This window comes from Janibacter sp. GS2 (assembly GCF_051200835.1).
Lineage (GTDB): Bacteria > Actinomycetota > Actinomycetes > Actinomycetales > Dermatophilaceae > Janibacter.
This window is the reverse complement of the sequence record NZ_CP195161.1, coordinates 2,619,740-2,633,380: the sequence shown is the minus strand read 5'-3', so window position 1 is coordinate 2,633,380 and position 13,641 is coordinate 2,619,740. Positions and strand designations below refer to the sequence as shown.

The following is a 13,641-nucleotide window of genomic DNA, read 5'->3' as shown; positions in this document are numbered from 1 at the left end:
TCACAAGAGATGAGAATCGTTGTCAATTCAGCGCGGGATGGCCTTGGCGACCGTCAACGCGAGGACGAGGGCGATGACCGCGACGCGCATCAGCCGCTCGCTCGGCCGCAGGCGGGGCCAGCTCAGGGCGAGCATCCACGCGAGGAAGAGGACGACGACCCCGAGGGGGATCGCTCCCCAGGATCCGAGGAACCCGCCGAGGACGACGAGCGCGAAGACGAGGAGCACCGGGACGAACGGGGGCAGCCCGGCGAGGAAGCGAGTTGCCGGCAGGCTGGCGCGCTCGAAGGCATTCGTCGCGACGGGTTCGGGGCGAGGCTGTGGGGGTGTCGACACCCCCACAGGGTAGGTGGCCCGATGCGGTTCCTCGACAGCGTCCCGGATAGCCTCTCCCACATGGCCAAGCAGACCTCCACCGTGGACACCGTCGTCAACCTGTGCAAGCGCAGGGGCTTCGTCTTTCCCTGCGGCGAGATCTATGGCGGGACGAGGTCGGCGTGGGACTACGGGCCCCTGGGCGTCGAGCTGAAGGAGAACATCAAGCGCCAGTGGTGGCGGTCGATGGTCACCGGTCGCGACGACGTCGTCGGCCTCGACTCCTCGATCATCCTGCCGCGCGAGACCTGGGTCGCCTCCGGCCACGTCGGCACGTTCACCGACCCGCTGACCGAGTGCCGCAACTGCCACAAGCGGCACCGCCAGGACCACCTGCAGGAGGCCGTGGCCGACAAGGCGGCGAAGAAGGGCGAGACCGTCGACCCGGACGACGTGCCGATGAGCGAGATCGCCTGCCCGGACTGCGGCACCCGCGGCCAGTGGACCGAGGCCCGCGAGTTCAACATGATGCTCAAGACCCACCTCGGGGTCATCGAGGACGAGTCGGGGCTGCACTACCTGCGCCCCGAGACCGCCCAGGGCATCTTCATCAACTTCAACAACGTCCTGCAGACCTCCCGCAAGAAGCCGCCCTTCGGCATCGCGCAGACGGGCAAGTCCTTCCGCAACGAGATCACCCCGGGGAACTTCATCTTCCGCACGCGTGAGTTCGAGCAGATGGAGATGGAGTTCTTCGTCAAGCCGGGCGAGGACGAGGAGTGGCACGAGTACTGGCTCGCGGAGCGGACGCAGTGGTACATCGATCTCGGGATCAACCCGGACAACCTGCGGCACTTCGAGCACCCGAGCGAGAAGCTGAGCCACTACGCCAAGCGCACCGTCGACATCGAGTACCGCTTCAACTTCGCCGGCACCGAGTGGGGTGAGCTCGAGGGCATCGCCAACCGCACCGACTTCGACCTGAGCAGCCACAGCAAGCACTCCGGCACGGACCTGTCCTTCTTCGACCAGGCGAACGACGAGAAGTACACGCCCTACGTCATCGAGCCGGCGGCCGGTCTCTCCCGCTCGATCATGACCTTCCTCGTCGACGCCTACGCCGAGGACGAGGCACCCAATGCGAAGGGGGGCGTGGACAAGCGCACCGTCCTGCGCCTCGACCACCGGCTGGCGCCCGTCAAGGCGGCCGTGCTGCCGCTGTCGCGCAACGCCGACCTCTCCCCGAAGGCCCGCGACCTGGCGGCGCAGCTGCGCAAGAACTGGAATGTCGAGTTCGACGACGCGCAGGCCATCGGCAAGCGGTACCGCCGTCAGGACGAGATCGGCACCCCCTTCTGCATCACGGTCGACTTCGACACCCTCGAGGACAACGCGGTGACGATCCGCGAGCGTGACTCGATGGCGCAGGAGCGCGTCTCGATCGACCAGGTCGAGAGCTACCTCGCCCCGAAGCTGCTCGGCTCCTGATCGACATGACCGGGGCGACGGGCCCGATTCGGCTGCTCCTCATCCACGGCAGCCGGCTCAACGCCGCGTCCTGGATCCCCCTCGAGGAGGCCCTCCTCGGACGGCTCGTCTGCGATCACCTCGATCTGCCCGGCCACGGTGAGGCGCGGCGGACCCGCTTCACGATCGACGGTGCCCTCGACGTCGTCGGCGAGGGGGTCGAGGCCCTCGACCCTGCTCGCCACCGCATCGTCCTCGCGGGCCACAGCCTCGGCGGCTATGTCGCCATGGAGTGGGCGGCGCGCCACCCGGGAGTCCTCGCCGGCCTCGTGCTCATGGGCTCGACAGCCCAGCCGTCCTCGCGGCTGGCGGGGATCTACCGGGCCTTCGGCAGTGCCCTGCGCACCGGCCTCGAGGACGAGAGGCGGGCCGCGTCGATCCGCGAGTCGGACGCCGGGTCGTTGCGCCGGATCATCGGCCCGCGGACCGCGCAAGCGGTTCTCGACCGGGGAGCCGGCCTGGACGCGATCCCGGATGCCTGGGACGCGGTCATCGACGAGGTCGATCTTCGGAGACTGTCCGAGGTCGACGTACCGGTGCTCGCGATCAATGGTGAGTACGACCAGTTCCGGGTCGGGGAGAGTCTCGCCCGGCGGCTGCGCCACGACCTCGAGGTGGTGCACATCCCGGGGGCCACGCACTTCGCACCGATGACCCACCCCGCGCCGATCGCGACGGCCATCTGCTCCTTCGCCGCATCCCTGCCCCCCTCCTGACGCCGAGCCTCATCCCCCGGTGGCGACAGGCCGGGTCGGGTCGGTGACCCAGTGGCTCCAGCTGCCGACGTAGACGGCGGCCCGGATGCCGATCTCGTGGAGGGCGAGTGCGGTGTGGGCGGCCGTGACGCCGGAGCCGCAGTACGCGCCGACGGCGACGTCGCTCGTGACCCCCGCGGCCGCGAAACGCTCCCGCAGCTCGTCGGGGGAGCGCAACCGCCCGTCGTCGGTGAGGAGATGGCCCATCGGGACGTTGACGGCGCCGGGGACGTGACCGGCGACCGGGTCGATGGGCTCGACCTCCCCGCGGAAGCGCTCGGGGGCCCTCGCGTCGACGAGGACGCCTGCGTCGGTGAGGGCGGCGGCGCCGTCGGCGGTCAGGACCGGTGCCGAGCACGAGCGGACCGTGACCGACCCCGGGGTGGGGGAAACGGCCCCGGCGGAGACCGCACCCCCTGCGCCACGCCAGGCGGCGAGCCCGCCGTCGAGGACGCGGACGTCTGCCAGCCCGGCCCACCGGAGCACCCACCACGCGCGGGCCGCTGCGAGGGAGCTCGCCTGGTCGTAGACGACGACGGCCGAGTCGTCGTCAACCCCGGCGGCGCGCAGCCCCTCCTGGAGCACTGCAGGATCGGGAAGGGGGTGGCGCCCGTCCGCTCCCGGCTCGCCGGCGAGCACGGCGTCCAGATCGACGAAGGGTGCCCCGGGAAGATGCGCGGCGGCATAGCAGCCGGGGCCCTCGCCGGTGAGCGTGAACTGCACGTCGAGGACGACGAGGCCGGGCCGGCCGATCTCCTGCTGCAGGTCCGTCGGGGTGATCAAGGCGCTCATGGGGTCTCCGTCTCGGGGGTCGGTGGCGTCGGACGCGGTCTGATGGGCACCTCGTAGCCACCGAAGTCGTCGTAGGCGCGGGGGTCCTCCCGCGGCTCGAGGTGGATGGTCACCTGCAGGTCCGGGTGCTCGGCCGCGATGGCCTGCTCGATCTCCTCGACCGCGTCGTGGGCGCGGCGCACCGACCAGGTGCCCGGGACGAGGACGTGGAACTGCGCGAAGGAGATGTGTCCGGCCACGCGGGTGCGCAGGCCGTGGACGTCGATGTCCTCCGTGCGCAGGGCGGCAAGCATCTCGGCGAGGTCGGCGTTCTCCTCGGGGGTCAGGGCCGCATCCATGAGGGCATTGCCGGACTCGTCCATGAGCCGCCATCCGGTGAGCAGGATGTTCGCCCCGACGAGCAGGGCGACGACCGGGTCGAGCCACTCGATCCCGGTGACGACGACGAGGACCACGCCGACGAGCACCCCCACCGAGGTCCAGACATCGGTCAGCAGGTGCCGACCGTCCGCCTGGAGTGTGACCGACCGGTGCCGGCGCCCGGCGCGGAGGAGCACGAGGGCCACGACGCCGTTGATGACCGACGCGATGACCGAGATGCCCAGGCCGGTGCCGGCCGACTCGATGGCGCGTGGGTCGAGCAGGCGACCGATCGCCTGCCAGATGATGACTGCCGCGGCGACGACGATCATCGCGCCCTCGACCGCGGCGGAGAAGTACTCGGCCTTGGAGTGCCCGAAGTGGTGGTCATCGTCCGCGGCGCGGCCGGCGACCCTGAGGGCCGCGAGGGCGGCGACGGCGGCGACGAGGTTGACGATGGACTCGGCCGCGTCGGCGAGCAACCCGACGGAGCCGGTGATCCACCAGGCGCCGGTCTTGAGAGTGATCGTCGTCAGGGCTGCGGCGATCGACAACCAGGCGAACTTCTCGAGGTGGCTGCGCGTCGTGGTGCTCATGTCGCGAGAGTCACCAGGGCGGTGATGACGATGCCGGGGGCCAGGATCAGCGCGAGCAGGACCCAGCCGAGCGGACGGCCGAAGTTGATCGTCACCCCGACCCCGGTCCGCTTGGGGACGAAGACGGCCGGCTCGTCCGGGTTGGCGTAGATGATCCCCCACGTCCAGTGGTCGCGGTCGACGTCGGCTCCCTCCTGGGGGCCGGCCCGCACCGATTCGACGGCGATCCAGCCGCAGACGGCAAGGGTCGCCCCGAGGAAGACCCAGATCCCCCACGGTGGGGGCACGGCACCCGCGTCGAGGTTCCCGGCGATCGACTCCACGGCGGCGCCGCCGCCGACGACGGCCCCGAGCGCGCCGAGAGCGTGGACCATCCGCGGCATCCGGGCGGGAACCAGGAGGGTGGCGGCGAAGATCCCGAGCGCCCCGATCTGCCCGATCGCCACGGGCATGAGGACCCGCGCGTAGGTGCGTTCGCCGAAGGCGTCGGGCTGCCCGCCGGCCCCGAAGTGCGTCGGGTAGGGGTCCGGGAGCGCGTCGAACCGCACGAGGGCGACGAGGACGGCCAGGGCACCCAGCACCAGGGACAGCGCCGCCCACGGGAGCACCCGACGAGCGGACCGGGCGGGAGTGGCAGCCATCCGTCGATTGTCCCCTCTTGCGCCTCCGGTGCGACAATGGCCGCGTCATGACGACCCTGACCCACCCCACGGACACCGCCCACGCCACCGGCGAACGGGTGCTGCCTCCCCTTCGCCTCGGCCGGCACGTCATCGACTCGCCGGTCGTCCTCGCCCCGATGGCCGGTATCACCAACCGCGCCTTCCGCCGCCTGTGCCGAGAGGCCGGCGACGCGGGACTCGCCGCGAGCGGACTCACCGGCGCACACAGCCTCTACGTCAACGAGATGGTCACCTCCCGCGCGCTCGTCGAGCGCAGCCCGGAGACGATGCGCCTGATCGAGCACGACGAGGAGGAGGTGCCGCGCAGCGTGCAGCTCTACAGCGTCGACCCGGCCACGACCGCTGCGGCGGTGCGGATGCTCGTGACCGAGGAGCGCGCCGACCACATCGACCTCAACTTCGGCTGCCCGGTCCCGAAGGTCACCCGCAAGGGGGGCGGCGCGGCGCTGCCGTGGAAGCGGGACCTCTTCCGGGCCATCGTCTCCGCGGCGGTCACCGAGGGCGCGAAGGGCGGTGTCCCCGTGACGATCAAGATGCGCACCGGGATCGACGACGAGCACCTGACCTATCTCGAGGCAGCCACGGCCGCGGTCGAGGAGGGTGTCGCCGCCGTGGCGTTGCACGCCCGCACCGCGAGCCAGGCCTACTCGGGGTCGGCCGACTGGTCGCGCATCCGGCTCCTGAAGGAGACGATCACCTCGGTGCCGGTCCTCGGCAACGGCGACATCTGGTCGGCGGAGGACGCCCTGGCGATGGTCGAGCAGACGGGGTGCGACGGGGTCGTCGTCGGTCGCGGCTGTCTGGGTCGTCCCTGGCTCTTCGCCGACCTCGCGGCCGCCTTCGCCGGGACCCAGGTGCGGGTCCGCCCGAGCCTGGGCGAGGTGGGGGAGACCCTGCGTCGGCACGCCGAGCTGCTCACCGACTTCTACGCCGGCGACGAGCTGCGCGCCTGCCGCGACATCCGCAAGCACATCGCGTGGTACCTCAAGGGCTTCCCGGCCGGGTCGAGCGTGCGCAACCAGCTCGCGCTCGTCGACTCCCTCGCGGCTCTGGACGACCTCATCGCCACCCTCGACCCCGACACCCCGTGGCCGGGGGAGGCCGCTGAGGGGCAGCGCGGTCGCGCCGGCTCCTCCCGGGTCGTCGCGCTCCCGGAGAACTGGCTGGCCAGCCGCGTACTCGACGCCGCCCAGGGCGAGCAGGTCGCCCAGGCCGAGCTGTCCGTCTCCGGCGGTTGAGGCTCACCCGACGACGACGAGCAGGTCACCCCCTTCGACCTGCTGGCGGGCACCGACGGCGACCCGGCTGACCGTCCCCGCCTCGGAGGTCGTGATCGAGGCCTCCATCTTCATCGCCTCGATCGTGGCGACGGTGGCGCCTGCCTCGACCGCGTCACCCTCACCCACCTGCAGGGTCACGACTCCGGCGAAGGGGGCCGCCACCTGGCCGGCGGCGTCCGGGTCGGCCTTCTCGGCCGCCACGGCCTCCGCCTCGACGGTCCGGTCGCGCACCTGCACCGGACGCAGCTGGCCGTTGACGGTGCCCATGACGGTGCGCATGCCGAGCTCGTCCGGCTCGCTCACCGAGCTGAGGCTCAGGGTGAGGGTCTTGCCCGGCTCGATCTCGACCTCGTGCTCCTCGCCCTGCTCCAGGCCGTGCAGGAAGAGGCTCGTGTCGAGCACGGAGGTGTCGCCGAAGGAGGAACGAGCGGCGTGCATCTCCTCGGTCGGCCCCGGGAAGAGCAGCTCGTTGAGGGTCTCGCGCGGCCTCTCCCGCAGCGCCTCCTCCTGCTCGCTCGTGAGATCGACGCTCGGGGGCTGCTCCCGCCGCCCCTGGAGGGCCTTCGTGCGGAAGGGCTCCGGCCAACCACCCGGGGGGTCGCCCAGGTCGCCCCGCAGGAAGCCGATGACGGAGTCGGGGATGTCGAAACCGGCCGGGTCGGCCTCGAACTCGGCCGGGTCGGCGCCGTGGCCGACGAGGGACAGCGCGAGGTCGCCGACGACCTTGCTGCTCGGGGTGACCTTGACGATGTTGCCGAGCATCGAGTTGGCGGCGGCGTACATGTCCTCGATCGCCTCGAAGCGCTCACCGAGGCCGAGGGCGATGGCCTGCTGGCGCAGGTTGGACAGCTGGCCGCCGGGGATCTCATGTCGGTACACGCGGCCGGTGGGAGAGGCCAGACCGGACTCGAAGGGGGCGTAGAGCCGGCGGACTCCCTCCCAGTAGGGCTCCAGCGCGAAGACCTGCTCGATGTCCAGACCGGTGGGTCGATCGGTGCCGTCGGTGGCCGCGACGAGGGCGGAGAGCGAGGGCTGGGAGGTCGTCCCGGCCATCGTCGCGCTCGCGGCGTCGACGGCATCGACCCCGGCGTCGATGGCGGCGAGCAGCGTGCCGATCTGACCGCCCGCGGTGTCGTGCGTGTGCAGGTGCACGGGCAGGTCGAAGCGGTCGCGCAGCGCGCGCACCAGCGTCGCGGCCGCAGGGGCGCGCAGCAGCCCGGCCATGTCCTTGATGGCCAGGACGTGGGCTCCGGTCTCGACGATCTCCTCGGCGAGCCGGAGGTAGTAGTCGAGCGTGTAGAGCTTCTCCCGCGGGTCGAGGAGGTTGCCGGTGTAGCAGAGGGCGACCTCGGCGACGGCGGTGTCGCTCGCGAGGACGGACTCGACGGCCGGGCGCATCTGGCTGACGTCGTTGAGCGAGTCGAAGATCCGGAAGATCGACAGCCCGCTGCGGGCGGCCTCGGCGACGAAGGTGTCGGTGACCGTCGTGGGGTAGGGGGTGTAGCCCACGGTGTTGCGGCCCCGCAGCAGCATCTGCAGGGCGACATTGGGCATCGCCTCGTGCAACGCGGCCAGGCGCTCCCACGGGTCCTCGTGGAGGAAGCGCAGGGCGGCGTCGTAGGTCGCCCCGCCCCAGGCCTCGACCGAGAGCAGCTGGGGGGTCAGCCGGGAGACGTGCTCGGCGACGTGGAGCAGGTCCCGGGTGCGCACGCGCGTGGCGAGCAGGGACTGGTGGGCGTCGCGGAAGGTCGTGTCCGTCACGGGGACGTCCGTGCGCTGGCGCAGGTCGGTGGCGAAGCCGGCCGGGCCCAGCCGCAGGAGCCGGTCGCGGCTCCCTTCGGGCCGCTCGCCCTCGGGCAGCTCGGGCAGCTTGGCGCGCGGCTGCAGATCGCTCGTGCGTGGTCCGTGCGGCTGGTTGACGGTGACGTCAGCGAGGAAGGTGAGCAGCTTGGTCGCCCGGTCCTTGCCCGACGGGGCCTCGAGCAGCTCCGGCCGCTCGTCGATGAAGCTCGTCGTCACGGTCCCCGCCTGGAAGGTCGGGTCGGCGAGGACGGCCTCGAGGAAGGGGAGGTTCGTCGCCACCCCGCGGACGCGGAACTCCGCGAGCGCCCGCCGGGCGCGGCGCACGGCCAGCGGGAAGGTCGTGGCCCGGCAGGTGAGCTTGACGAGCATCGAGTCGAAGTGGGCGCTCACCTCGGCCCCGACGAAGGTGGTGCCGCCGTCCAGTCGCACCCCCGAGCCGCCGGCGGAACGGTAGGCGGAGATCGTTCCCGAGTCGGGGCGGAAACCGTTGGCGGGGTCCTCCGTGGTGATCCGGCACTGCAGGGCGAAGCCGCGCGTGCGGATGTCCTCCTGCCGCAGGCCGAGCTCGGCCAGCGAGGCGCCGGCGGCGATCTGCAGCTGGAGGACCACGAGGTCCCTCTCGGTGACCTCCTCGGTGACGGTGTGCTCGACCTGGATGCGCGGGTTCATCTCGATGAAGACGTAGCGACCGTCCTCCCCGAGGAGGAACTCGACGGTGCCGGCGTTGACGTAGTCGATGGACTTGGCGAAGGCCACGGCGTCGGCGCACATGCGCTCGCGCAGGTCGGGATCGAGGTGGGGCGCAGGGGCGATCTCGATGACCTTCTGGTGGCGGCGCTGCACCGAGCAGTCGCGCTCGAAGAAGTGGAGGACCTCACCGGTCGCGTCGCCGACGACCTGCACCTCGATGTGCCGCGGGTTGACCACCGCCTCCTCGAGGTAGAGAGTCGGGTCGCCGAAGGCGGACTCGGCCTCACGCTGGGCGGCCTCGAGCGCCTCGCGCAGGTCCTCGCGACGCGCGACGCGGCGCATGCCACGACCGCCCCCGCCGCTCACGGCCTTGACGAAGACCGGGAAACCGGTCTCCTCCGCCGCCGACTCGAGCGTCTCCAGGTCGCTCGTCGCGTCGGACCCGTCGAGGGTCGGCAGGCCGGCCGCCTTGGCCGCGGCGATGGCGCGCGCCTTGTTGCCCGTCAGCTCGAGCACCTCGGCCGGGGGGCCGATGAAGGTGATGCCGTGCCGGGCGCACTCCTCGGCCAGCTGCGGGTTCTCGGAGAGGAAACCGTAGCCGGGGTAGATCGCGTCGACGTCCGCCTCGCGGGCGACCCGCACGATGTCCTCGTGGTCGAGGTACGCGCGGACCGGGTGACCCTCCTCGCCGACGAGGTAGGCCTCGTCGGCCTTCATCCGGTGCTCGGACGTGCGGTCCTCCATCGGGTAGACGGCGACGGTGGACGCCTCGAGCTCGGTGGCCGCGCGGAAGGCGCGGATGGCGATCTCGCCTCGGTTGGCGACGAGGATCTTGCGGAACATGGTGCCTCCGGGGTGTGACGGCGCTCTCGCCCCCCGAAGGTATCGGTCACGTCCGACAGGCGCGCGCCGGTTCCGTCGGTGGGAACGGGGCCATAGGCTCGCGCACGTGAGCAGCCAGAGCGATCGCGAGCGGTGGGTCTCGGAGGACCCGGTGCACAAGCGGGCGGACCGGGATGACTTCGCACGTGACCGTGGACGCCTCATCCACTCCGCCGCCCTGCGTCGCCTCTCGGCCAAGACCCAGGTGCTGGGGCCCGGCAGCGACGACTTCGTGCGCAACCGCCTCACGCACAGCCTCGAGGTCGCCCAGATCGGGCGCGAGTTCGGGGGCGCCCTGGGCTGCGAGGCGGACGTCGTCGAGGTCGCCTGCCTCGCCCACGACCTGGGGCACCCTCCCTTCGGCCACAACGGGGAGAGCGCGCTCGACGAGGTCGCGGCCGACATCGGGGGCTTCGAGGGCAATGCGCAGACCCTGCGCATCCTCACCCGTCTCGAGCCCAAGCGCGTCCATGCCGACGGTCGCCCGGCCGGCCTCAACCTCACCCGGGCAAGCCTCGACGCGGCGACCAAGTACCCGTGGAGGCGGGGCCACGGTCCTGCTCCCACACGGAAGTTCGGTGTCTACGAGGACGACCTCGCGGTCTTCGGGTGGATGCGCTCGGCCGGTCCCGAGGGCTTCGTGCGCTGTCTCGAGGCGGACGTCATGGACTGGTCCGATGATGTCGCCTACTGCGTCCACGACGTCGAGGACGCGATCGCCTCGGGTCGCCTCGACCTGCGGCGGCTGCGGGACGCTCGCGACGCCGATGACGTGCTCGGGGTGGCCGTGACCCACTTCGCCGCGGACCTCGGTCGCGACGCCGTGGGCGAGGGCCTGGAGCGTCTCCTGGCCACGGGCGCCGTGCCCACCGCCTACGACGGGTCACGACCGGCCCTGTCCGGGCTGAAGGACATGACCTCCCGCATCATCGGCCGTTTCGTCCACGCCGCCGGGGAGGCCACCCGCGTGGTCCACGGCCCCGGCGACCTCGGCCGCTACGAGGCCCGGCTCGTCGTGCCGGACGACTCCCGTGCCGAGGTCGCCGTGCTCAAGGCGGTCGCGGCCCACTTCGTCATGTTCTCCGGCGAGCGGGACGAGGAGTACCTCCACCAGCGGCAGGTGGTCGCCGAGCTCGCCGGGTGGTTCGCCGCCGACCCCGAAGCGCGACTCGACGCCGACCTGCGGCCCGACCTCGACGACGCCGGGGACGACGCGGCCCGGCTGCGGGTCGTCGTCGACCAGGTCGCGGGCCTGACGGACGTGCGCGCGCTGGCGCTGCATGCGGCCCACTGCCGCTGAGCGACCGGGACGGGCGGAGACGGCGCAGCGACCTAGACTCGGGGTACGGACCCGGACGATGTCGAGAGCGAGGTGGGCCGGTGGCGGGCAGGATCCGCGCCGAGGACGTCCAGGCGGTCAAGGAGCGCTCCTCGATCACCGACGTCGTGCGTGACCACGTGACCCTGCGACCTGCGGGTATCGGGTCGATGAAGGGACTGTGTCCCTTCCACGACGAGAAGACCCCGAGCTTCACCGTGCGTGAAGCCGTCGGTGCCTACCACTGCTTCGGCTGCGGCGAGGGCGGCGACGTCATCTCCTTCGTGCAGCAGCTCGACCACCTCACCTTCGCGGAGGCCGTCGAGCGCCTCGCGGCCAAGCTCGGCATGGAGCTGCGCTACGAGGAGGGTGGCGGACCGCGGGACGGGGTCGGCCTGGGCAAGCGTGCCCGGCTGCTGGAGGCCCACCGGGCCGCCGCGGAGTTCTACCACGAGCGCCTCCTCGAGTCGCCGGAGGCGCGGATCGGGCGGGACTTCCTGCGCGAGCGCGGCTTCGCCAGCCCGGAGGCCAAGCTCTTCGGCATCGGCTACGCCCCGCGGGGCGGTGAGGAGCTCGCCCGCCACCTGCGCGGCAAGGGCTTCACCGACGAGGAGCTGACGATCGGTGGTCTGTGCGGCCGCGGATCGCGCGGGCTCTACGACCGCTTCCGCGGTCGGCTCGTGTGGCCGATCCGGGACATCACCGGCGACACGATCGGCTTCGGTGCGCGCCGCCTGTTCGACAACGACCGGATCGCCGCGAAGTACCTCAACACCACGGAGACGCCGATCTACAAGAAGTCGAGCGTCCTCTACGGCCTCGACCTGGCGAAGAAGCCGATCACCAAGGAGCGCTTGGCCGTCGTCGTCGAGGGATACACCGATGTCATGGCCGCGCACCTGTCCGGCGTCGAGGGGGCCGTGGCCACGTGCGGCACGGCCTTCGGCGTCGACCACATCAAGGTGCTCCGCCGGATCATGCGGGACGAGGCGGACCTCGCGCCCGCCAAGGTCGTGTTCACCTTCGACGGCGATACCGCCGGTCAGCAGGCCGCGATGAAGGCCTATGCCGAGGACCAGCGGTGGGCCAGCCAGAGCTTCGTGGCGGTGGCGAAGGAGGGCATGGACCCGTGCGACCTTCGGCTGCGCGAGGGGGACGGCGCCGTCCGCGAGCTCGTGGCCGACGCCGTGCCGATGTTCGAGTTCGCGGTGCGCACCACGCTTGAGCGCTTCGACCTGACGACCGCCGAGGGACGAGTTCGGGGGATGGCCGCGGTCGCGCCGATCATCAACAGCATCCGCGACTCCTCCCTTCGTCCGGAGTACGTGCGCACCGTCGCCGGCTGGGTCGGTGTCGAGGTCGAGCAGATGCGCGACCAGGTGGGTCGGGCCGGCCGGATCCAGGCGCGGGAGGAGGCGAAGGGGGAGAGCCGCGCCAATCCCGAGACGCCGGAGCCGAGGGCGGGCGAGGCCGGGCCCGGCCTGCCGGCACCGAACCTGCGCGACCCGATCGTCCTGGCCGAGCGCCAGCTGCTCCAGTCGTTGCTCCAGCATCCCTCGCTCTTCACACCGGTCGATCTCGACGCGGTGGAGCCCGAAGGTTTCTCCGCGCCGGCGCACCGGGCGGTCTTCGACGCCGTGCGTGAGGTCGGAGCGCTGCAGGAGGGGCAGTCCCTGTCCGCCTGGCACGCCCGGATCGACGAGGCCGCCCCACTCGCGGTCGCGTCGCTCGTGGCCGAGCTGTCCGTGGCCCCCCTTCCCGTCGTGCACGACCAGTCGACCGGGCTGCCGCCCCAGACGTACACCCGCTCGCTCCTCGTGCGGGTGCGCGAGGTGGCCGTCGGGCGCCGCATCTCGGACGCGATGTCGCAGATGCGTCGCATGGCGGCCGACCCGGCCAGCGACCAGGCACGGCTGCGGGAGCTGTCGCTGTCCCTGCAAAAGCTCGAACGTGAACGCGCAGCGCTGCGCGAGGAGGTCGTCTGATGGGTTGGTTGTCGGTGGTGAGGAACCAGGCGGTGCCGGTCCCCGAGGGCGTCGTCCTCGAGCGGGGGGAACGCGCGCTGGCGACGGCGGTCGCCGAGGGGACCACGGTCGTGATCACCTCACGTCGTCTGGTCGTCCCCGGAGAGCTCGACGCAGGCAAGCCCTGGCACCTCGTCGACGGTGGTGCCTGGGATCCGACGGACTCCGTCCTCAGGGTGACGTGGGTCGACGGGAGCCCCGCCGGGCGCTGGCACCTCACCGAACCAGGGGGAGTGCCGGACGCCTTCCACGAGCGCGTCAACGCCTCGGTCCTGCTCGTCGAACAGGTCCGCCTCGACCGCTCACGACGGGCGCGGGTCGTGCTGCGCAAGAACCTCACGACCGACGCCGTCCTGGCGCAGACGATCGTCGCGCGAGGCTGCGATCCCGACGATCCGCAGCTCGTGGCAGTCACCGAGGAGGTCGCCGCGCGCCTGGCCGAACAGGTCGGGCTGGAGCCGTAGTCCCGGTTTTCGACTGGCGCCATCTTCTTGCTATGGTGGCGCAGCGCTACGGCGCGATCCCCTGTAGCTCAATTGGCAGAGCATTCGGCTGTTAACCGGAGGGTTGTTGGTTCGAGTCCAACCGGGGGAGCCACGAGCGCTGGTGCGTTCCA

Annotated in this window: 11 protein-coding genes and 1 tRNA gene; 7 read left to right on the top strand and 5 right to left on the bottom strand. The window is 71.6% G+C overall.

Translation table 11 applies throughout. The features are described from left to right. Positions 1-27: 27 nt before the first annotated feature. Positions 28-336: a DUF6703 family protein gene (locus tag ACR9E9_RS12640; RefSeq protein WP_435198966.1), complete on the bottom strand. Its 309-nt coding sequence runs from the start codon at positions 334-336 to the stop codon at positions 28-30. A gap of 60 nt (positions 337-396) precedes the next feature. Here ACR9E9_RS12640 and ACR9E9_RS12635 point away from each other — a divergent pair, with 60 nt between their 5' ends. Then, a complete protein-coding gene (locus ACR9E9_RS12635) occupies positions 397-1,803 on the top strand; it encodes a glycine--tRNA ligase (protein WP_435198964.1) in 1,407 nt (468 codons plus the stop codon). 5 nt (positions 1,804-1,808) lie between these two features. Further along, on the top strand, positions 1,809-2,558 hold the full coding sequence (locus ACR9E9_RS12630) for an alpha/beta fold hydrolase (RefSeq protein WP_435198962.1): 750 nt from the start codon (positions 1,809-1,811) through the stop codon (positions 2,556-2,558). A 9-nt stretch (positions 2,559-2,567) separates the two neighbouring features. Here the strand turns inward: ACR9E9_RS12630 and ACR9E9_RS12625 are convergent, their stop codons facing one another. From ACR9E9_RS12625 to ACR9E9_RS12615, 3 genes are read right to left on the bottom strand one after another with little or no spacing between them, the layout of a single operon-like run. Further along, the gene (locus ACR9E9_RS12625) at positions 2,568-3,389 is read right to left on the bottom strand and encodes a sulfurtransferase (protein ID WP_435198960.1); all 822 of its coding nucleotides are present in this window, start codon (positions 3,387-3,389) and stop codon (positions 2,568-2,570) included. Continuing rightward, entirely contained in the window at positions 3,386-4,345 is a 960-nt protein-coding gene (locus tag ACR9E9_RS12620) for a cation diffusion facilitator family transporter (RefSeq protein WP_435198958.1), read from the bottom strand. The genes ACR9E9_RS12625 and ACR9E9_RS12620 overlap by 4 nt, the downstream gene beginning before the upstream one ends. Further along, entirely contained in the window at positions 4,342-4,986 is a 645-nt protein-coding gene (locus tag ACR9E9_RS12615) for a DUF1648 domain-containing protein (protein WP_435198956.1), read from the bottom strand. The genes ACR9E9_RS12620 and ACR9E9_RS12615 overlap by 4 nt, the downstream gene beginning before the upstream one ends. Before the next feature lie 47 nt (positions 4,987-5,033). On the opposite strand from ACR9E9_RS12615, the gene dusB reads away from it, so the two are divergent. After that, positions 5,034-6,266: a tRNA dihydrouridine synthase DusB gene (gene dusB, locus ACR9E9_RS12610; RefSeq protein ID WP_435198955.1), complete on the top strand. Its 1,233-nt coding sequence runs from the start codon at positions 5,034-5,036 to the stop codon at positions 6,264-6,266. A 3-nt stretch (positions 6,267-6,269) separates the two neighbouring features. Here dusB and ACR9E9_RS12605 read toward each other — a convergent pair whose 3' ends face one another. After that, complete coding sequence (locus ACR9E9_RS12605; protein WP_435198953.1) at positions 6,270-9,644, bottom strand: pyruvate carboxylase; 3,375 nt, start codon at positions 9,642-9,644, stop codon at positions 6,270-6,272. Positions 9,645-9,750: 106 nt separating this feature from the next. Here ACR9E9_RS12605 and ACR9E9_RS12600 point away from each other — a divergent pair, with 106 nt between their 5' ends. The 4 genes from ACR9E9_RS12600 to ACR9E9_RS12585 all read left to right on the top strand — a co-directional run bounded on the left by ACR9E9_RS12600 (position 9,751) and on the right by ACR9E9_RS12585 (position 13,622). Next, on the top strand, positions 9,751-10,983 hold the full coding sequence (locus tag ACR9E9_RS12600; RefSeq protein WP_435198951.1) for a deoxyguanosinetriphosphate triphosphohydrolase: 1,233 nt from the start codon (positions 9,751-9,753) through the stop codon (positions 10,981-10,983). A gap of 80 nt (positions 10,984-11,063) precedes the next feature. Further along, complete coding sequence (gene dnaG / locus ACR9E9_RS12595) at positions 11,064-12,986, top strand: DNA primase (RefSeq protein ID WP_435198949.1); 1,923 nt, start codon at positions 11,064-11,066, stop codon at positions 12,984-12,986. Then, a complete protein-coding gene (locus tag ACR9E9_RS12590; protein WP_435198947.1) occupies positions 12,986-13,489 on the top strand; it encodes a hypothetical protein in 504 nt (167 codons plus the stop codon). The genes dnaG and ACR9E9_RS12590 overlap by 1 nt, the downstream gene beginning before the upstream one ends. A gap of 57 nt (positions 13,490-13,546) precedes the next feature. Next, positions 13,547-13,622, top strand: a tRNA-Asn gene (locus ACR9E9_RS12585). Positions 13,623-13,641 lie beyond the last annotated feature (19 nt).

Bases quoted from the DNA above. Each gene is read 5' to 3' on its own strand.
- ACR9E9_RS12635 (WP_435198964.1), top strand. From the start codon at position 397: ATGGCCAAGCAGACCTCCACCGTGGACACCGTCGTCAACCTGTGCAAG.
- ACR9E9_RS12630 (WP_435198962.1), top strand. From the start codon at position 1,809: ATGACCGGGGCGACGGGCCCGATTCGGCTGCTCCTCATCCACGGCAGC.
- ACR9E9_RS12625 (WP_435198960.1), bottom strand. From the start codon at position 3,389: ATGAGCGCCTTGATCACCCCGACGGACCTGCAGCAGGAGATCGGCCGG.
- ACR9E9_RS12620 (WP_435198958.1), bottom strand. From the start codon at position 4,345: ATGAGCACCACGACGCGCAGCCACCTCGAGAAGTTCGCCTGGTTGTCG.
- ACR9E9_RS12615 (WP_435198956.1), bottom strand. From the start codon at position 4,986: ATGGCTGCCACTCCCGCCCGGTCCGCTCGTCGGGTGCTCCCGTGGGCG.
- dusB (WP_435198955.1), top strand. From the start codon at position 5,034: ATGACGACCCTGACCCACCCCACGGACACCGCCCACGCCACCGGCGAA.
- ACR9E9_RS12605 (WP_435198953.1), bottom strand. From the start codon at position 9,644: ATGTTCCGCAAGATCCTCGTCGCCAACCGAGGCGAGATCGCCATCCGC.
- ACR9E9_RS12590 (WP_435198947.1), top strand. From the start codon at position 12,986: ATGGGTTGGTTGTCGGTGGTGAGGAACCAGGCGGTGCCGGTCCCCGAG.